This window comes from Novosphingobium anseongense (genome assembly GCF_037482895.1).
GTDB classification, from domain to species: Bacteria; Pseudomonadota; Alphaproteobacteria; order Sphingomonadales; family Sphingomonadaceae; genus Novosphingobium; species Novosphingobium anseongense.
In genome coordinates this window covers 909,066-926,638 of the sequence record NZ_JBBHJZ010000001.1, presented here as the reverse complement: position 1 = coordinate 926,638, position 17,573 = coordinate 909,066, and the positions used below count along the sequence as shown (strand labels likewise).

16 protein-coding genes are annotated in these 17,573 nt (G+C 67.2%); 8 read left to right on the top strand and 8 right to left on the bottom strand.

Annotated features, from left to right (window positions below):
• Positions 1–5: 5 nt before the first annotated feature.
• From WG901_RS04460 to WG901_RS04445, 4 genes are all read right to left on the bottom strand, one after another.
• The gene (locus tag WG901_RS04460) at positions 6–800 is read right to left on the bottom strand and encodes a helix-turn-helix domain-containing protein (protein ID WP_339585803.1); all 795 of its coding nucleotides are present in this window, start codon (positions 798–800) and stop codon (positions 6–8) included.
• Between the two features lie 84 nt (positions 801–884).
• A complete protein-coding gene (locus WG901_RS04455) occupies positions 885–1,871 on the bottom strand; it encodes a cyclase family protein (RefSeq protein WP_339585802.1) in 987 nt (328 codons plus the stop codon).
• Entirely contained in the window at positions 1,871–2,644 is a 774-nt protein-coding gene (budC, locus tag WG901_RS04450; protein WP_339585801.1) for a meso-2,3-butanediol dehydrogenase, read from the bottom strand. The genes WG901_RS04455 and budC overlap by 1 nt, the downstream gene beginning before the upstream one ends.
• A gap of 52 nt (positions 2,645–2,696) precedes the next feature.
• Positions 2,697–3,101 carry a nuclear transport factor 2 family protein gene (locus tag WG901_RS04445; protein WP_339585800.1) on the bottom strand — a complete coding sequence of 135 codons (405 nt, stop codon included), beginning with the start codon at positions 3,099–3,101 and terminating at the stop codon, positions 2,697–2,699.
• Between the two features lie 136 nt (positions 3,102–3,237).
• Between WG901_RS04445 and WG901_RS04440 the strand changes: the two genes are divergently transcribed.
• The 7 genes from WG901_RS04440 (at position 3,238) to WG901_RS04410 (ending at position 10,331) form a co-directional block, all read left to right on the top strand.
• Positions 3,238–3,615 (top strand): nuclear transport factor 2 family protein, encoded by a 378-nt coding sequence (locus WG901_RS04440; protein ID WP_339585799.1) that lies wholly within the window; start codon positions 3,238–3,240, stop codon positions 3,613–3,615.
• Between the two features lie 6 nt (positions 3,616–3,621).
• A complete protein-coding gene (locus WG901_RS04435; RefSeq protein ID WP_339585798.1) occupies positions 3,622–4,422 on the top strand; it encodes a sugar phosphate isomerase/epimerase family protein in 801 nt (266 codons plus the stop codon).
• Positions 4,419–5,297 carry an SMP-30/gluconolactonase/LRE family protein gene (locus tag WG901_RS04430; RefSeq protein ID WP_339585797.1) on the top strand — a complete coding sequence of 293 codons (879 nt, stop codon included), beginning with the start codon at positions 4,419–4,421 and terminating at the stop codon, positions 5,295–5,297. Before WG901_RS04435 ends, WG901_RS04430 begins: the two co-directional genes overlap by 4 nt.
• Positions 5,298–5,460: 163 nt before the next feature.
• Positions 5,461–6,420: an acyl-CoA dehydrogenase family protein gene (locus WG901_RS04425; protein WP_339585796.1), complete on the top strand. Its 960-nt coding sequence runs from the start codon at positions 5,461–5,463 to the stop codon at positions 6,418–6,420.
• Between the two features lies 1 nt (position 6,421).
• Complete coding sequence (locus WG901_RS04420) at positions 6,422–7,600, top strand: acyl-CoA dehydrogenase family protein (protein WP_339585795.1); 1,179 nt, start codon at positions 6,422–6,424, stop codon at positions 7,598–7,600.
• Positions 7,600–8,682 (top strand): Gfo/Idh/MocA family protein, encoded by a 1,083-nt coding sequence (locus tag WG901_RS04415; protein ID WP_339585794.1) that lies wholly within the window; start codon positions 7,600–7,602, stop codon positions 8,680–8,682. The genes WG901_RS04420 and WG901_RS04415 overlap by 1 nt, the downstream gene beginning before the upstream one ends.
• Complete coding sequence (locus WG901_RS04410) at positions 8,679–10,331, top strand: AMP-binding protein (protein ID WP_339585793.1); 1,653 nt, start codon at positions 8,679–8,681, stop codon at positions 10,329–10,331. The genes WG901_RS04415 and WG901_RS04410 overlap by 4 nt, the downstream gene beginning before the upstream one ends.
• Before the next feature lie 27 nt (positions 10,332–10,358).
• On the opposite strand, the gene WG901_RS04405 is transcribed toward WG901_RS04410, so the two are convergent.
• A complete protein-coding gene (locus WG901_RS04405) occupies positions 10,359–11,096 on the bottom strand; it encodes an SDR family NAD(P)-dependent oxidoreductase (RefSeq protein ID WP_339585792.1) in 738 nt (245 codons plus the stop codon).
• 299 nt (positions 11,097–11,395) lie between these two features.
• On the opposite strand from WG901_RS04405, the gene WG901_RS04400 reads away from it, so the two are divergent.
• On the top strand, positions 11,396–13,927 hold the full coding sequence (locus WG901_RS04400; protein ID WP_339585791.1) for a TonB-dependent receptor: 2,532 nt from the start codon (positions 11,396–11,398) through the stop codon (positions 13,925–13,927).
• Positions 13,928–14,091: 164 nt separating this feature from the next.
• Here the strand turns inward: WG901_RS04400 and WG901_RS04395 are convergent, their stop codons facing one another.
• From WG901_RS04395 to WG901_RS04385, 3 genes are read right to left on the bottom strand one after another with little or no spacing between them, the layout of a single operon-like run.
• Complete coding sequence (locus WG901_RS04395) at positions 14,092–14,985, bottom strand: alpha/beta fold hydrolase (RefSeq protein WP_339585790.1); 894 nt, start codon at positions 14,983–14,985, stop codon at positions 14,092–14,094.
• A gap of 1 nt (position 14,986) precedes the next feature.
• Complete coding sequence (locus WG901_RS04390) at positions 14,987–16,480, bottom strand: flavin-containing monooxygenase (protein ID WP_339585789.1); 1,494 nt, start codon at positions 16,478–16,480, stop codon at positions 14,987–14,989.
• 4 nt (positions 16,481–16,484) lie between these two features.
• Positions 16,485–17,480, bottom strand: coding sequence for a Rieske 2Fe-2S domain-containing protein (locus WG901_RS04385; protein ID WP_339585788.1), 996 nt, complete (start codon positions 17,478–17,480; stop codon positions 16,485–16,487).
• Positions 17,481–17,573 lie beyond the last annotated feature (93 nt).

Sequence of the window (17,573 nt, the reverse complement as noted above, 5' to 3'; positions counted from 1 at the left end):
CAGGCTCAGTTCACCATGGAGCGCACGAACGGCGCTTCCATGTCACAATCGGTCCCGAGGCAATTGCTCACGCCGTGCTCGAGCGTGGCGAGCAGCGCGTCGGGATTGACCGCGGCCGAGGTCGGATAGACCACGCCGAGCGCGAGGCGACGTTCGCCCAGCGTTTCGGGCAGCAGCATGGCCGTGATGCGGCTGTCCTTGGTGAAGCCCGAATCGCCGGTGACGTGGCCGAACTCGCCGCAGCGCGCGACGATCTCGTTGAAGTCCGCCAGGTTGAAGCGATCGGCCTGCGCGGCTTCGGCATTGAGCCGCCACAGCATGCGGCTTGCCTGTTCGAGCCCGAGTGAAGACAGCAGCAGCAGGCCCACGGGGCTGGCCGAAAGCGGCACGCTGGCGCCGCAGTCGACCCCGCCGCTCGGCAGGTCCGCGCCCTGTACCCAGCGGAACACCTGGACGTGGGTGCCGACCATGCCGAACAGGCCCACGCCCGCGCGCGAGGTCTGCGCGAGGCGGTCCATGTAGTCGAACAGCCGGCCACTCGCGATCGGCTCGGGCTGCGCCGCGAAGCCGAAGGCGGCGAGCCGCGGCGTCGGCGCATAGGAGCGCGAGGCCGGGTCCTTGTAGAGCAGTCCCATCTCGACCAGCGCGCCCAGCAGTTCGGACGTGCTCGACTGCGGCCGGTCGTAGCGACGGACGATGTCCATCACCGTCGCCCGCCGATTCTCGGAGGCGAAGAATTCGAACACCTCGATCACGCGTCGCGCGATCTTGGTCTTATTGGAATCGAGGGCGACGGTCATATGTATCTCCTCACGCGTGTTGCATTAATTCGCAAGTGAGCGCGAGTCGTCAATGAAAAAATTAATTCGATTTCTTTTTTCGGGTCATATTGTGGCGATAGGCGTGACCGGAGAGCCGACGGCGCCGGGTAGGTTGAGCGGCGGAGCGGTCAGCAGGAAGTGGCTGCGGCCGCGCTCTGCCAACGCCGGTGCGAGCGCACCGAACCACCAAAATTCGCCGAGATGGATGCCGAGCCGCACGAGGCAATGCTCGTGCAGCGGCATCATCGCCGTGCCCGCGCAGCGGTTCACTCCGTCGATCTTCTCGACCATCGAATTGTCCGCGCAGATTGCCGCGATCCCGGATCGGTCGATCCAGTCGAGCAAGGCGCTGTCCTTGCCGTCAAGCCCTGGACAGGCTGCGAGTTCGGCATCGGAAACGTCCGCGCCATCACGCAGCAGGATATCCGCGTATCCGGTGTAGAGGCAGAGGAGGTCCCCCTCGCCCACCTCGGCGCCCTGCTCCGCCATCGCGCGCATCAGTGCGTCGTAGCCGACCTTCTCGTCCGAGCGCCGCAGGTCGACGAGCACGCCGCGCCCCTGGACTCCGGTCTCGGCCAACTTCTCGATGCCGAGCGCCAGCGCCGCGGGGGCCCGCCCTTCGCCCGGCAGGACGAAATCGCGGTCGATGCGATAGCCGTTGTAGAACACGTGCTCGGCCACGCCGTCGTCGTCGGCATCGAAGCAGGTGCCGTAATGGCTGAGCCCGTCCCACTGCGTCGAATATTGCAGTCCGAGCAGCACTTGGTCGTCGTTTACCACGTCGATCGGCCCGCCCGCGGGCATCCAGTCGTACATCGTCCGGCCGTCGGCGCTGATCGTCGGCGAGAGCACCGGCGGATTGCGTCCGGCAAAGACCTGCTTTTTAGGGTGGTCGAGCGGCAGGCTCAGCGGAAAGGCCAAGCCCTCGGTCACGCTCGCGACCGCGGCGAGGCGGCGCGCGGGGGTGACCAGGTTCATCCGGCCGATCTGGTCGTCTTCGCCGAACAGCCCCCAGTTCGCGCCTTCGGGCCGCTTGAGCCAGCGGCGCATCAGCGCAGTTTCCGCTGCCGGATTCGATCGGGCGCGTTGGGCTGGCCGGTGTGTGCGGTCATGCCGCCGTCGGCCGCGACGATCGCGCCGGTCATGTAGGACGCGTCGTCCGAAGCGAGGAATGCGGCCACTGCCGCCATCTCGTCGGGCCGGCCCGCGCGACTAAGCGCGATGCGATCTAACCAGAAGGCACGGTCGATCGGATCGGCGATCGCCGCAGCGGCCATCTCGGTTTCGATCAGGCCCGGGCACAGCGCGTTGACGCGGATGCCGTCGCGCCCGCAATCGAGCGCCAGCGATCGGGTGTAGTTCACCACCGCGCCCTTCGACGCGTTGTAGGCGCCCATCGCATAGTCGCCGACGAGGCCCGAAATCGAGGCGATATTGACGATCGCACCGCCGCCGGTTTCCCGCATTGCGGGGATTGCTGCCTTGCAGAACAGGAACACCGCCTTGGTGTTGATCGCGAAGACCTTGTCCCAGGCATCCTCGCTCATGTCGGGTGTTTCGGCGAGTGCGCCGATGCCGGCGTTGTTGACGAGCACGTCGAGCCGGCCCCATCGCTCGATAGTCGCGGCGACGGCTGCTTCGACTTCGGCGGCCTGCGTCGCGTCGGTGCGGCGGTAGACGATCCGCTCGCTCTGCTGGGCGGGCGGATCGAGGTCGGCGACCAGCACGTTCGCGCCTTCCGCAACGAGTCGCGCGACGATCGCCGCGCCGATGCCGCGAGCCCCGCCGGTGACGATCGCAACCTTGCCTTCGAACCGCGTCATTGCATTCCTTTCCCAATCGGTGCCCGCAGGCCGCGGGCCTGAAGTCAGCCGGTCAGTCGTCGAGCCCCGGCGTCACAAACGCGCCGTTCGCCGGCGGCTCGAAAGCGCCGGCACGATCGATGTATTCGTCGAGCCGCGTGATCAGCCCGTTCTCGATGCGGACGACGATGCAGACCGGCCAGGCCTTGCGCTGGCCCGACGATGTGGTCGCGGTCATCACATGCTGCTGGACGAAGCCCGTAGGCGTGGCCTGGCGGCGCGCGTCGACGAAATCGCGCTCGGGGAAGCTATCGACCAGCCCCCGGTATTGCGCGCGCATCGCCTCCTTGTCGTGCGCCAGCCGGTCGAAGCCGTGCCAGACCTTGGCCTCGTCGGACAGGCAGGCGAGCGCGGCCTCGACTTCGCCCGCCGCCAAAGCAGCGAACATGCGATCGATCACCGAACCCTGATCGCTCATGCCGATCTCTCCCTCGCCCCGCCTTTGCCCGTCGCGCTGAATAAATGGAATAGGCTTTATGCAATCTGATAATCCCGATACTTCCTGGGCCGACGATTCGATGCGATCGCCCGATGTCCGGGCGGAGGAGCCGAGCTTGAACCAAGACCCGACCATGGCGGTGCTGGCGGCCGAAAGGCGCCGCTGCGAGGCTATGCTGGCAAATGACAATGCGGCTTTGGCCGATCTGCTCGATCCGCGGCTGAACTTCGCCCATGCCACCGGCGCAGTCGACGATCGCGAGGCCTATCTCGCCAAGATGGCGGCGGGGAGGATTGTCTATGTCGGCATCGCCTGGGACGAGGAACGCGTGAATATGCTCGCGCCCGAAGCCGCGCTGCTCACCGGCCGGATGACCACCGACGTGCGCGTCGAGGGTGTCGACAAGCGCCTGAACAATCGTGTGACGACGGTCTGGGCCAAGGATGGCGACTGGCGCCTCGTGGCCTTCCAGTCGACCCCGCTCGCCGGCTGAGCCGCCTTGCATCGGGCGATCTCGATCAACACCCTATGCCTGCCACCGGCATCGCTCGGCGCGCAGGTCGACCAGGTGGCGCGGATCGGCGCGCGGGGGATCAGTCCCGAACTCGACCAGGTGCTGGCTTTCGGAACGGACGAAAGCGCAAGGGTGATCCGGGATGCCGGACTCGCGGTCGCGACGCTGACCCACCGCGCGTTCGGCTTTGCTACCTCCGCCGAGACCGAAGCCGCCCGCGAGCGCTTGCTGCGCACGCTGGATGTCGCCGCGCAGACTGGCGCGGACAGCGTGATCATGACGACCGGCGGTCGCGGCGAACTGTCCTGGCCCGATGCGGCCGAGCGCTTCGTCGAAGCCGTGACGCCCTGTGCCGAGGCCGCCCGCGCGGCGGGCATGCGGCTCGGCATCGAGCCGACCTCGCACCTCTATGCCGACGTCTCGATCGTCCATCGCCTCGCCGACACCGTCGCCCTGGCCCGGCGCGCGGGAATCGCGGTGATGATCGACCTCTTCGCCTGCTGGGCCGACGCCGATCTCGAGGTAGCGATCGCCGAGGCCGGCGCCGACATCGCGCTCGTCCAGGTCAGCGACTACATCTACGGCGACCGAGGCCTGCCCTGCCGCGCAGTGCCTGGCGACGGTGCCGTGCCGCTCGACCGGGTGATCCCGGCCATCGCCCACACCGGCTTTTCGGGATGGTACGACCTCGAGGTGATCGGCCCACGCTTGGCCGCCGAGGGTATCGAGGCCGGACTGGCCCGCGCCGCTGCCTATCTGGCCCCGCTTCTGGAGACCGTACGATGACCGAGATCCGCGTGGCTTTCGACGCGAACAACCACCTCGGCGAGACGCCGCTCTGGTCCGTGGCCGAGCAGACGCTGTGGTGGGTGAATTGCGAGCACGAGCCCGAGCTGCACCGCTGGCATCCGGGATCGGGCGCGCATCGCATCTGGCCGATGCCGCGGCGAGTCGGCGGTTTCGTGTTCAAGGCGAGCGGTGGGCTGCTGGTCGCCCTCGCCGACGGTCTCTACGATTTCGATCCCGAGAGCGGTGATCTGTCGCTGCGCGCGCCCTCGCCCTTCCCCGAGCATGTCCATCTCCACGATTGCGCCTGCGATCGTCAGGGGCGTTTCTGGATCGGCGGCTACGATACGCGCTACATTTCCGGCAAGAGTTCGGCCGACGCTGCCTGGTGTCGCCTCGATGGCGATCGGCTGACCCCTGTCGTGGCGGGCATTCACGTCGCCAATGGCCTCGCCTTCGCCCCCGACGGCCGGACGATGTACGCGGTGACCTCGCCGACTCGCCTGGTCGAGGCCTTCGATCTCGATCCCGCAACCGGCGAACTCGCCAATCGCCGCCCTTTCGTCACGCTCGGTGAAAACGAGGGCTTCGCCGACGGTGCGACGGTCGACGCCGAAGGCGGCTACTGGTTCGCCAACGTCGCGGCGGGCGCCCTGCGGCGCTATCGGCCCGACGGCACGCTCGACCGGATCGTGCGGCTGCCCTTCTCGAACCCGACCAAGCTGGCATTCGGTGGGCCCGATCTGACGACGCTCTATGTCACCAGCACTCAAATCGCGATGCCGCCCGTGACCCCGCCCAGCGTCGACAATGGTTCGGTCTTCGCACTCGAGCCCGGCGAACGCGGTCTTCCCGAAGTGTCCTTCGCCGGCTGATCGCTTCGGGCCTTCATCGTCCTGCCGATGCGATCGGGATAAAATAACCTTCGACTGTTGCAATTTATTCCCGCCGCCTTAGGAGGGGTTTCGGGATTAATGCATGGCATGTGGATCATTTTTACGATGATGAATTGGGGCTCGGGACGCGGGGGGATTTCAAATGTATCTCGCGCCTGACGGACACGAGGTCGAGATCGCCGAGGCGGCTGCCGCCTTCGTCGCCCAGGCTCTGCCGATCGCGCGCTTGCATACGCCGGGCTCGGCCGATCTCGCGGCCAACGCACGCGCCCGTTTCGGTGAAATGGGCTGGTTCGCGCTGGCCGTGCCCGAGAGCGGCGGCGGCAGCGGCCTTTCGGCGGTCGAGCACGCGCTGTTCTTCCGCGAGGCGGGGCGCCAGTGCGCGCCGGTGGACCTGCTCGCACAGTGTCTTGCCGCCAACCTCACCGGGGATGCCGATATCGTTTCGGGTAAGCAGGGTGTGGCGCTGCTGGTCGCCGACGGTGCGGCCTGGCGGCTTATCGGCGCAGCCGACAGTGCCCTGGCGCTGCAGGTGACGCGCGACGAGGCGGTGCTCTATCCGCTGGCGGGGGTCACTACCACGGCGCGCCCCGCGCTCGATCCGGCCAATTCGCTCGGCGTGGTGAGCACCCTGCCCGATTCCGTCGAGCGCCTCGCCGGCGATCATGTCTGGCAGCTCGGCCAGCTAGGGACTGCGGCCATGCTGCTCGGCGTGGCCGAAGCGGCGCTCGATCTGATCGTCGACTATGCCAAGATCCGCGAGACCTTCGGTCGCAAGATCGGTTCGTGGCAGGCCGTGCGCCATCCCTGCGCCGATCTCGCCGTGCGGATCGAGGCGGCGCGCGCGCAACTCTGGTATGCCGCGGCGGCGACCAAGGAAGCTCGCGCCGACGCTGCCACCCATCTCGACGTGGCCAAGCACCTCGCCAATTGCGCGGCACTCGCCGCGACCGACACGACGATCCAGCTTCACGGTGGCATCGGAGTCACCGACGAGCACGACGCACACCTTCTGCTCAAGCACGCGCTGCTGCTGTCGCGGCTGTTTGGCGCGAAGCGTGCGCTGCTCGGCCGCGTGCTCCACGCCGGGCTGGAGGACTGACATGGACCTCCACTACACCGAAGCCGACCGCGACTTCCGCATCCGCGCTCGCGAATGGCTGAAGGCCAACGTGCCCCAGGCGCCTCGTCCGGCACATGGGACGGCCGGCGCGCAGTTCGATCGCGACTGGCAGCGCAAGCTCCACGACCATGGCTGGGCCGGCGTCGCCTGGCCGCAGGAATACGGCGGCCTCGGCCTGTCGGGCCTGCGTCAGGTGATCTGGTACGAAGAACTCGCGCGTGCCCACGCGCCGCACCACATCAACACGACCTACGTCGCGCTGATGCACGCCGGGCCGACGCTGATCGCGCGCGGTACGCCCGAGCAGAAGGCGTTCCACCTGCCGCGTATCCTTTCGGGCGAGGCGTTGTGGTGCCAGGGCTTCTCAGAGCCCAATGCCGGCTCGGACCTCGCCTCGATCAAGACCCGCGGGCGCATCGAGGGGGACCACATCGTCGTCGATGGCGCCAAGATGTGGACCACCGACGCGCAATATGGCGACTATCAGGAACTGTTGATCCGCACCGATCCCGCGAGCGAGCGCCACAAGGGGCTCACCTGGGTGATCTGCGACATGAAGACGCCAGGCATCGACATCAAGCCGATCCGTACCATGCTGCAGGACGATCACGTCTCCATGGTGTTCTACGACGAGGTTCGCATCCCGCTGAGCAACGTCGTCGGCGAAGTCGGCAAAGGCTGGTCGACCGCGCTGGCGACGCTCTCGTTCGAGCGCGGCCTGGGCTTCATCGGTGACCAGCTCGAACTCTACGAGCGCGTCAATCGCGCGATCGATCTGGCCGGCAAGACCCGCATCGAGGATGGCCGCCTGGCGATCGAGGACGACGGCGTGGCCCAGCGCCTCGCCGCGATCAAGGCCGACTGCATTGCCATCCGCGCGATGACCCTGGCCGATATTGCCGAGACCGACCGCACCGGCGAGCCCGGCCCCAAGGGCTCGATGATGAAGCTGATGGTCACGACGACGCACAAGGCCTTGAGCGAAGTCGTCGGCGAGATCCTGGGCTGGTCCTTCCTCGAGTTCGACGGCGATCGCGCCGCCTATCCGTGGACCTACGACTACCTGTGGTCCTGGGTCTTCTCGATTTCGGGCGGAACCAACGAAATCCAGCGCGAGATCACCGCCGATCGCGTGCTCGGCCTGCCGAAGGCGCGCTGATGCTGAAATTCGGATTCGCCGGAGCCAACGCCGAGCGCGGTTGGGCGCGCGACGCGCATTTCCCGGCGCTCGAGGCCGTGCCCGACATCGCGATCGCCGCGGTTTCGGCGCGCACGCAGGCAATCGCCGATGTCGCGGCCGAAACCTTCGGCGCCGACCGGGCCTATGCCGATTCCTGCGCGATGGCCCGCGATCTCGAGGTCGACGTCGTCGCTGTGACGGTCAAGGTGCCCGAGCACCGCGCGATCGTCCTGGCCGCGCTCGAGGCCGGCAAGCACGTCTACTGCGAATGGCCGCTTGCGCGTGATCTGGCCGAGGCCGAGGAACTCGCCGAAGCCGCACGCCAGGCCGGCGCTCATGTCGCGATCGGGCTTCAGGGCGCCAATGCCCTCGCCGTGCGCCACGCCGCCAGGCTGGTGCGCGAAGGCGCGATCGGCCGGCCGCTGAGCCTGCGCGTGGTGTCTTCGACGGCAGGCTGGGGCGCCGTGGCGCCGCCACACTACGCCTATCTCCAGGATCGCAGCAACGGCGCGACCCTGGCGACGATCGCTGGCGGGCACACGCTGGCCATGGTCGAGGCCGTGGTCGGCGCCTATGCCGAAGTCTCGGCGCGCAATTCGATCCTGCGTGACCGGGTCACGATAGCAGGCACCGGCGAAGAGGTCGTGCGGACCTGCGCCGATCACATGCTGATCCACGGCCGCCACGCTAACGGCTGCGTTTCCAGCGTCGAGATTACCGCGGGCGAGAACCTTCCGCTGCGGTTCGAGCTGCGCGGCAGCGAGGGGACGCTCGAGATCCGCGGCCAGCATCCCGGCGGCTACCAGTGCGGCGCGCTGACCGTAACGACTTCGGCGGTCGCCGAGCCTCAGCCCAGTTCCGCGCTGGCAGGCCTCGACGGCGCAGCGATCAACGTCGGCCAGCTTCACGCGGACTTCGCGGAGGACATCCGCCGCGGCACGCGCACGGTTCCCGACTTCGACGTCGCGGTGCGCTTGACGCGGCTGCTCGATGCGATCGACATGGCGTCGGCAGAAAGGCGCACGATCGCCCTCGCCGAGAGAGGACGAGGCGAAGCATGACCTGGACCTTGCGGACCGACGCGAGCGGCATCCAGATGCGCTGGTCGGAAGCGGCCGCTCAGGCCTGGCGCGAGGCCGGGCATTGGCGGGACGAAACGCTCGCCGATGTGGCGCGCGCCGCCGTGGCCGAGGATCCCGAGCACGTCCTGCTGATCGAGGGCGAGCGGCGGGTCACCCGCGCCGAGGCTTGGGACCAGGCGCTGCGCCTTGCCGGCTTCTTCCGCGATCGCGGGCTCGAGCCTGGCGACGTCGTCTCGTTCCAGCTCCCCAACTGGGCCGAGACCGCGGCGATCGCGCTCGCCGCGCGGATCTGCGGCCTGATTATCAACCCGATCCCGCCGATCTACCGCGAGAGCGAGCTCGCCTATATCCTCGCCGATTGCGGTGCGAAGCTGATCTTCGTGCCTGGCACCTTCCGCAAGTACGATCACCGGGCCGCGGTCGAGGCGCTCCGCGCCTCGCTGCCGGCGCTGCGCGACGTCGTGGTCGTGCGTGAAGACGGGGCGCTGACCTGGGAGCAGGCGCTGGCCGCCGATCCGCTCGATCCCGCGGCCCTGCCCGCGGTCGATCCGGCCTCGGTGCTCATCGTCATGTACACCTCGGGCACCACGGGCCGGCCCAAGGGCGTGCTGCACACGCATTATTCCTATGGCCACCGCGCGCGCGCCATGGGCGAGGCCTGGGGCATCGGCCCCGCCGACGTCGTGTTCATGCCCTCACCCGTCACCCACATCACCGGTGCGCTCTGGGCTTTCGACATGCCCTGGCTGTTCGGCAACGCTTCGGTGCTGATCGACGTCTGGGCGGCCGAGGACGGAATCGACTGCATCGCCCGCAACGGCTGCACCGTCACCGGCGGCGCGACGCCGTTCCTTCAGCAGATGCTCGACGTGGCGCAGGACAAGCCCCAGGCGCTGGCGTCGCTGCGGCTGTTCTTCTGTGGCGGCACGACGGTCTCGCCCGAACTGATCCGCCGCGCGAGCAGCGCCTTTCCCGATTGCCTGTTCTTCCGTTGCTACGGCTCGACCGAGATGTTGACCGCCACGCTCGGCATCCGCGACCGTGCCCAGGCCCGGCTTGGCGCCGAGACCGACGGCGAGATCGTCGAGCCGGTCGAGATGCGCATCGTCGACGCCGTCACCGATGCGCCTCTGCCCGACGGTGAGGAAGGCGAGATCCTGGCGCGCGGGCCCGGGCTTTTCGTCGGCTATCTGCACCCTTCGGACAACGAGGGCGCCTTCCTCGACGACGGCTTCTTCCGTATGGGCGACCTCGGCCGGATCGTTGAGGAGCGCTACATCGTCATCACCGGGCGCAAGAAGGACATCATCATCCGCTCCGGCGAGAATATCAGCCCCAAGGAGGTCGAGGACTTGCTGTCCGAGCACCCCGCCGTGGCCGAGGTGGCGATCGTCGCGATGCCGAGCGCGACCACCGGCGAGAAAGGCTGCGCCTTCATCATCGCTCGCGCGGGTCAGGTGATCGATCTTGCCGAGATCAAGCGGTTCCTCGACGGTGCCGGCCTCGCCCGGCAGAAGTTCCCCGAACACGTCGTGCTGGTCGACGAACTGCCGCGCGTGCCCTCGGGCAAGGTCAAGAAGGACGTGCTGCGAGCGCGGGCGAAGGAGATCGAGGCCGCTGCCCAATAATCCTCCCCGGCAAGGGGAGGATGCTTCTCACCGCCAGGAAAACCCGCCGTCCACCGGCAGTTCCGTTCCCGTGGTGAAGCCCGAATCCTCGGTCGAGAAGAACAGCGCCGCGCGCGCGACGTCACCGGGCTCGCCCAGGCGCTTGAGCGCGACGCGATCTGCGGCTCGGGCGGTGTGTTCGGCATTTTCCCAGAGGTAGCGCGTCATCTCGGTCTTGATCACGCCCGGACAGATCGAATTCGCGCGGATGTTCGGCCCGAGGTCGAAGGCGATCGCCTTGGTGAACATCGCGAGTCTGGCCTTGCTCGCCGAATAGCCCGTGGTTCCCGCCATCGGCATCAGTGCCGAGACCGAGGCGATGTTGACGATCGTCGCGCGCTCGGCCGCCTGAAGGAAGGGCAGCGCCGCCTTCACGACGTTGAACGGGCCGGTGAGGTTCACCGCGAGCATGCGGTCCCAGCTTTCGGGCGCGAGATCGGCGAAGGGCACGATGTCGAGAATGCCCGCAGCGTTGATTATACCGTCGATGCCGCCCAGCGCTTCGCCCGCCGCCGTGACGACAAGGCCCACCTCGGCGCGATCGGACACGTCGCAGCCATGGGCGGCGGCGTCGAGTTCGGCTGCGACCGCGGCGGCCCCCGCAGCATCGCGATCGAGCAGCGCCAAAGCCGCGCCCTCGGCGGCGAAGAGCCGAGCGATCTCGCGCCCCATGCCGCTTGCCGCCCCGGTCACCAGGATTTTGCGGCCCTTCAGTCTGGCGCTCACCCGCCGTCTCCCGTCTGTTCATCCTCACGCCCTGCAGCGCTCTTCCATAGGGCTATACACGGAAATCAACGGGAAAATATAAAAATGCATCATGGACGGCGCATTGCAATTGACTCAGTTTCGGCGATGCATAAAAAGCGTTTTGACATTGGTGTATTTCAATAATCCGAGTGCGGATCGACGTTGAGCCTGGCGGTTCGGCGAATGCTTCCGCTCGTCGGTTCCACGGGATTTCGGCGTGCGGCTCCAGGTCGCCTGCCGGTGCCGCGCCGATGGCCGGAAGACAGGGAGAGAACGAGATGAAGAGCCAGAAGATGACGCGCAGCCGATTGCTGCTTTCCACCACTCTGGTCGCGATCGCCGCCATCCCGGCGCAGGCCTGGGCGCAGAGCGAAACGACCGGGCTCGAGGACATCGTGGTCACCGCGCAGAAGCGCGAGCAGGTCGCGCAGGACGTGCCGATCGCCCTCACCGCGCTCAGTGCCGACACGATCCAGGCCAACCGTGTGGTTTCGGTCAACGACCTCACCGGCCTTGCCCCCGGTCTGCTCTCGCGCCAGAACGCCGGCGCGCTCGGTTCGCCCTCCTTCGCCATGCGCGGTGTCTTTGCCAGTGCCTCGGCGCCTAGCCAGGATCGCCAGATCTCGGTCTATCTCGACGGCGTCTATATCGGCGGCACGCGCGGTTCGGTGTTCGACCTGCCCGATACCCAGCGCATCGAAGTGCTGCGCGGCCCGCAGGGCACGCTGTTCGGCCGCAACGCCACGGCCGGCGCGATCAGCGTCGTGACGCGCGATCCCAAGGGCGAACTGGCCTGGCGCCAGGATGTGACCGTCGGCAACTACAGCCAGCTGCGCGTGCGCACGACGATCGACACGCCGCAGATCGGTCCGTTCTCGGCCTTCTTCACCTATGTCCACGACGAGCGCCGCGGCGACGTGCGCAACCTCGGCGCGGGCACGGCCTTCGACTTCACCAGCCCCTTCACCAATCAGCAGCTCAAGCGCTCGCCCGAATGGCTCGGCGGCCGCAATTTCGAGAACTTCTTCGCGGCGGTGAAGTTCGAGCCGAGCGATACCTTCTCGGCCACCTACAAGTTCGATTCGACCAGCGGCGACGTCTATCCCGAAGCGCGCGCGCCCGTCGCGATCAACGGGGCCTCGTTCACCGGCAACATGCTCGCGCAGATCCTGGCGGCCCAGCCTGCAGGTGGCGGACGCTTCGGCCCGGTCGTGCTCAACCCCGGCAACAAGCGCCCCGACGCGACCAACAACGCCTGGACCCAGGTCGGTTTCCAGAAGTCGTCGGGACACAACCTGACGATCAACCTGCAGCTTTCGGACGATCTCTCGTTCAAGAACATCACCGCCTACCGCAAGTCGGAAGTCTGGGGCCCCTCGACGATCGCGGGCCTCAGCGGGCTCGAGTTCACGGCCGGATCGGTCGTGCCCTATGCGACCTTCGCGGGCATCAGCGCGTTGTCGGGCGCGGGCGTCAATGTCGCCAATCCGGCCAATGCCGCGCTGGTCCAGGCGACCATCGCCAACATCGCCGGGCAGCTCGGGCCCGCCGTGGCCGGACGCCCCTACTTCGCCGGTTACGAGGGCAATTCCTACGGCAAGGGTCACCAGTGGAGCAACGAAGCCCAGCTCAACTATCGTTCGGACTTCGTGGACCTGACGGTTGGCGCGCTCTGGTATCACTCGAAGGAACTGAACAGCGGCCTGCCCGGCATGGCCCCGAACTTCGCCTTCGCGATCACGCCGCAGCTGCTGCCGCTGGGCAATGTCCAGGACGGCACGTCGATCGCGACGTCGCTCGCGGCCTATATCCAGGGTGAATTCCACCTGTCCGATCAGTTCGAGATCGTCGCTGGCGGTCGCATCACGCGCGACAAGAAGCGCGGCGATCTGATCCGCGGCGGCGTGTTCACCGGCAGCCGCACGGGCACCGGCCAGATCGTCAGCGGCACCGGCACGGGCGCCCTCACCTCCTTCCCGTTCAACTTCGAGAAGACCAAGCCGACCTTCTCGGTGGGCCTGAACTACAAGCCGAACGACGACATCCTGGCCTATGCCAAGGTCTCGTCGGCCTTCCTGTCGGGCGGCGCGGTCGGCGCGATCTCGTTCGAACCCGAAACCGTGCTGTCGGAGGAAGTCGGCCTCAAGTCCGAATGGCTCGACCGTCGCCTGCGCGTGAACCTCGCGCTGTGGCACGCCAAGTACAAGAACGTGCAGTCGGCGCAGAGCGGCTCGGTGGTGACCTTCAACGGCGTCAACCAGGCGGCGCTGGGCGTGGTCGTGATCAGCAACGGCGAGGTCAATGCCAAGGGCTTCGAACTCGAAGTCAACGCGGCGCCGACCGATGGCCTGACCTTCGGCGGTTCCGTCGGCTACACCGATGCCAACCTCAAGAACCCGAGCCCGCTGGTGGCGCAGGGGCGGCCCTACAAGCTGACCGGCGTGGCGCCTTGGATCGCCTCGCTCAACGGCCAGTACGTCACGCAGCCGCTGTTCGATGAAGCGACGATGTTCTTCCGCCTCGATGCCACCTACCAGGGCAAGTACCGGACGATCCCGTTCACCGACGTGGCGACCGTGACTCCGGCTTTCGCGCCTTATGAATTCACCGAAGCGCGCTGGATCCTCAACGGGCGCGTTGCTCTGCGCGACTTCAACCTGGGCCCTGCAAAGGGTGAGATCGGCCTATGGGGGCGCAACCTGACGAACAACCGTTCTGCGCAGTATTTCCTGCAGTTCGGCGACTTCGAATCGAACGCTAGCTACCAGCAGGCACGCACCTGGGGCGTGGATTTCATCGCCAATTTCTGAGCTTCCCTCCGCAGAAGGAAGCGCGCCCGGGCCGAAAGGTCCGGGCGTTGTTTTTTGCGGGGCGGAGGGAAGGCCTCGCCTACTGTCTCCGTCATCTGTGAAGATCGCATGAGATGGGTGCCCGCCTTCGCGGGGATGACGTTTTCTGGTTTAGAGTGGGGCGCTCAGGCGGCGCGAGCGCAGTTCGCGAGCACGTTGGCAGCGAAGAGGTCGAGCAGTTCGCCCGGCAGGTCGTGGCCCATGCCGCTTGCCTCGAGCAGCCAGGCGCCGGGAATGCTCCGGGCTAGATCGTGCCCGGCTTCGCGCCGGATCAGCGGATCGTCGGCGCCGTGGACCACGAGCGTCGGCACCGAAAGCGTGCGCAAGGCAGGACGCCGATCGGCCGCGCCGCGCGCGGCGGCAAGCTGGCGGGCCGCGCCCGCGGGGTTGTAGGCACGGTCGGCGGCAAGGCCGGCGAAGCGGCGCAGGTCTTCCTCGGGCGCGCGATAGAGCGGACTGCCGAGCGCGCGGTTGAGCTTTACCTGGTGCGCGAGGAAGGTCTCGCGATCGTGCGCGGGATCGGGCGCGGGTTGCGAGAGGATCGCCAGCGCCTCGGGCTGCGAGGGCGGCAGGTCGATATTGCCGCTCTGGGTCGTAAACAGCGCCAGCGAGCGCACGCGCGCGGCGTACTCGATGGCCAGGACCTGCGCGACCATGCCGCCGAGCGAGACCCCGAGGACATGCACTTGTCCGATTCCATGCGCATCGAGCAGGCCGATGGTGTCGGCCGCCATGTCGGAGAGCGTATACGGGAGCACCGGCTCCTCGCCCGCCTGCCGCGCGGCGACTGCGGCGGCGATGTCGGGCAGGCCCAGGTGGTCCATGTGGCTCGACAGGCCGATGTCGCGATTGTCGAAGCGCAAGGTGCGGAAACCGGCTTGCTCGAACCGCTCGATCAGCGCCGGTGGCCAGCGGATCAGCTGTGCGCCGACGCCGTGGATCATGAGGAGGACTGGGCCATCGGCGGGGCCCGAGATCTCGTATTCGATCGCGATGCCGTTCGTCTGAACTCGTGCCATCTTACCTCGGTCGTTCGACGAAGTGATCCCACTGCACCTCGGCAAGCTGCTCCTGCAGTTCGGACAGCGTCGAAGTGTCGAGCGTCGGCGTGCCCGTCTTGTCGAGATACCACGACTGACAGCCGCCATTGCCCCAGACCGAGTCCCGCGCCTTGGCGCGGATGCCGTCGAGCCAGGCGCGCGCCGGCTCTTCGCGCGGGACGATCTGGACCTGCTGTTCGACGATACGGTCGATCAACTGGAGGATATAGTCGACCTGCGCTTCGGCGATGCCCACCACCGACGAGGTGCCGCCGGGCGAATAGGGCCCGTTGATCATCAGGAAATTGGGCATGTGCGGGATCGCGATCGAACGATAGGACAGCGGCAGGTCGCGCCAGACCTCGTCGAGCGTCACCCCGCCCTCGCCCGTGACCTGCATCGGCCGGATATAGGCGTGGGCGTCGAAGCCCGTGGCGAGCGCCAGCACGTCGAGCTCGTGCAGCTTGCCGCTCTCGGTTACCACGCCCTCGCGCACCACGCGTGCGATCGGATCGACCACGACGTCGACGCTAGGGTGCTGGACTGCCTCGTAGTACCCGTCGGAGAAGACGAGCCGCTTGCAACCCACATCGTAGTCCGGGGTGAGCTTGGCGCGCAGTTCGGGGTCGCGGATTCCGGCGAGCGCGTCGTGGCAGACTTGGTCGCGCGCCGCGCGGCCCTCGACCGTGCTCGTCGCCGCCTTGCCGCGCGCTTCGGTCTCGCCGCGGAGCTGGCGATAGTAGTCGTCCCAGCGCCGCTTCGAGAGCCAGAAGCGCAGCTTGGTCCACCACGAATTGGGAGTGTCCTTGACCGGGAACACCCACTGCGCGGTGCGCTGGAACAGCGAGAGCCGCTCGACCTTGCCAGCTAGCGCGGTGACGATCTGCGTCGCGCTCGATCCCGTGCCGATCACGCCCACGCGCTTGTCGGCAAGCTCGATCGTCTGGTCCCAGCGCGCGGTGTGGAACAGCGCGCCGGCAAAGCTATCGAGCCCCTCGATCTCCGGCATGACCGGCCGGTGGAGCCGGCCCGCCGCCGCGATCACCACGTCGGCGGTGAAGACATCGCCGTCGCGCGTGGTCACTTGCCACAGCCCCTCGCCAAACTCGGCCGACAGCACTTCGGCGTAGTAGCGGATCAGCGGCAGCACGCCGTAGTGCCGCGCGACGCCGTGATAGTAGGCCCAGATGTCCGCGCCTTTGGCGTAGCGCGAATTCCACCACGGATTGCGCGCGAACGAATAGGAATAGAGATGCGCGGCGACGTCGCAGGCTACGCCTGGATAGACGTTGTCGCGCCAGGTCCCGCCCATCCTCCCGGCTTTCTCGAGGATCACGATGTCGCGGTAGCCGCGCTCGAGCAGCTTGATCGCCATGAGTACGCCGGAAATGCCCGAGCCGATAATGACGAAACGCGTGTCCTTGCCGCGCGGCGAAGCAGTCTCGCGGATATCGCTCGGCATGGCCTTGGTCATGCCGTCAGGCCGCCACGCTCTCGGGCGCGGGATCGTCGAACTGGTAGAACCGCGCGTACTGGCGGCGATAGGCGAGCAGCGGACCGTCGCCCTTGACCAGCATCGGCTGTTCCTGGAAGCGCTTGGCGTTCCAGATCGGAATGTCCTGGGTCACCTGCTTGACGAGATCGCGGATGCGCGCGGCGGTGACGCGGGCCTTGCCCTCGGAAATGTTCGGCGGGGTGAACATCTGCCAGCGCAGGTGCGTGTGCTCGGCGTCGATCGGGGTGACCTGCTGCGCCTGGACGACGTGGCAGACGTCGATGTACTCGACCATCGACTGGCCGGGGCCGACCGCGGTCGTGTCGATCTTGCCGGTCATCGGCCCGCGCGGCGTGTTCATCTCGGCGACGACGGTGTTGCGCCGCGTCCAGCCCTCGATCTTGAATTCGCCCTTGGGCGCGAAAGGCACCCCATGGACCGCGTTGAAGTGCGCGTGGTCCTGGCCGTTCTCGGTGATTTCCTGGACGTGGATGTCGATCACCCAGTCGTAGGTCGAATGAAGCACCCAGTCGCCGTCGGGGCATTCGGGCAGGCGCACGACGTCCCACTTGGGCGCCACCTTCTTGGGGTGATACCAGACGTAGATCACCCCGTCGCTCTCGCTGACCGGCCAGGTCGGCAGGCAGCCGCGCTTCGCCTGGGGCGGGATCGTGTCGGTATAGGGAATGTCGGTGACGCGCCCCTTGCCGTCGAACGACCAGTGGTGGAAGCCGCAGCGCAAATCGTTGCCGACCACTTCGCTGGCGACGCCCAGATGGGCGCCGAGGTGCGGACAGAACGGATCGACGACGTTGGCTTTGCCGTCATGCCCGCGCCACAGGACGAATTCAGTGCCGAAATAGCGCAGCGTCCTGATCTCGCCCGGCGCGATCTCGCCCGAGGTCGCCACGGCGAACCAGCCGAACGGGATCGGCAGCTTGTGGAAACCGCGATCGAGGGGAGAGGTGGCTGCGTCCATCATCAACTCCGTGGCTCCGACTCATAATGAATCGGGCAAATGTCATTCTATCCTGAGCATCCCGCGAGGTCAAAACGTGGCGACGATGCCGAG

Coding starts and splice junctions, on each gene's coding strand:
- WG901_RS04460 (WP_339585803.1), bottom strand. CDS start 800: ATGACCGTCGCCCTCGATTCCAATAAGACCAAGATCGCGCGACGCGTG.
- WG901_RS04455 (WP_339585802.1), bottom strand. CDS start 1,871: ATGCGCCGCTGGCTCAAGCGGCCCGAAGGCGCGAACTGGGGGCTGTTC.
- budC (WP_339585801.1), bottom strand. CDS start 2,644: ATGACGCGGTTCGAAGGCAAGGTTGCGATCGTCACCGGCGGGGCTCGC.
- WG901_RS04445 (WP_339585800.1), bottom strand. CDS start 3,101: ATGAGCGATCAGGGTTCGGTGATCGATCGCATGTTCGCTGCTTTGGCG.
- WG901_RS04430 (WP_339585797.1), top strand. CDS start 4,419: ATGACCGAGATCCGCGTGGCTTTCGACGCGAACAACCACCTCGGCGAG.
- WG901_RS04425 (WP_339585796.1), top strand. CDS start 5,461: ATGTATCTCGCGCCTGACGGACACGAGGTCGAGATCGCCGAGGCGGCT.
- WG901_RS04420 (WP_339585795.1), top strand. CDS start 6,422: ATGGACCTCCACTACACCGAAGCCGACCGCGACTTCCGCATCCGCGCT.
- WG901_RS04415 (WP_339585794.1), top strand. CDS start 7,600: ATGCTGAAATTCGGATTCGCCGGAGCCAACGCCGAGCGCGGTTGGGCG.
- WG901_RS04410 (WP_339585793.1), top strand. CDS start 8,679: ATGACCTGGACCTTGCGGACCGACGCGAGCGGCATCCAGATGCGCTGG.
- WG901_RS04400 (WP_339585791.1), top strand. CDS start 11,396: ATGAAGAGCCAGAAGATGACGCGCAGCCGATTGCTGCTTTCCACCACT.
- WG901_RS04395 (WP_339585790.1), bottom strand. CDS start 14,985: ATGGCACGAGTTCAGACGAACGGCATCGCGATCGAATACGAGATCTCG.
- WG901_RS04390 (WP_339585789.1), bottom strand. CDS start 16,480: ATGACCAAGGCCATGCCGAGCGATATCCGCGAGACTGCTTCGCCGCGC.
- WG901_RS04385 (WP_339585788.1), bottom strand. CDS start 17,480: ATGGACGCAGCCACCTCTCCCCTCGATCGCGGTTTCCACAAGCTGCCG.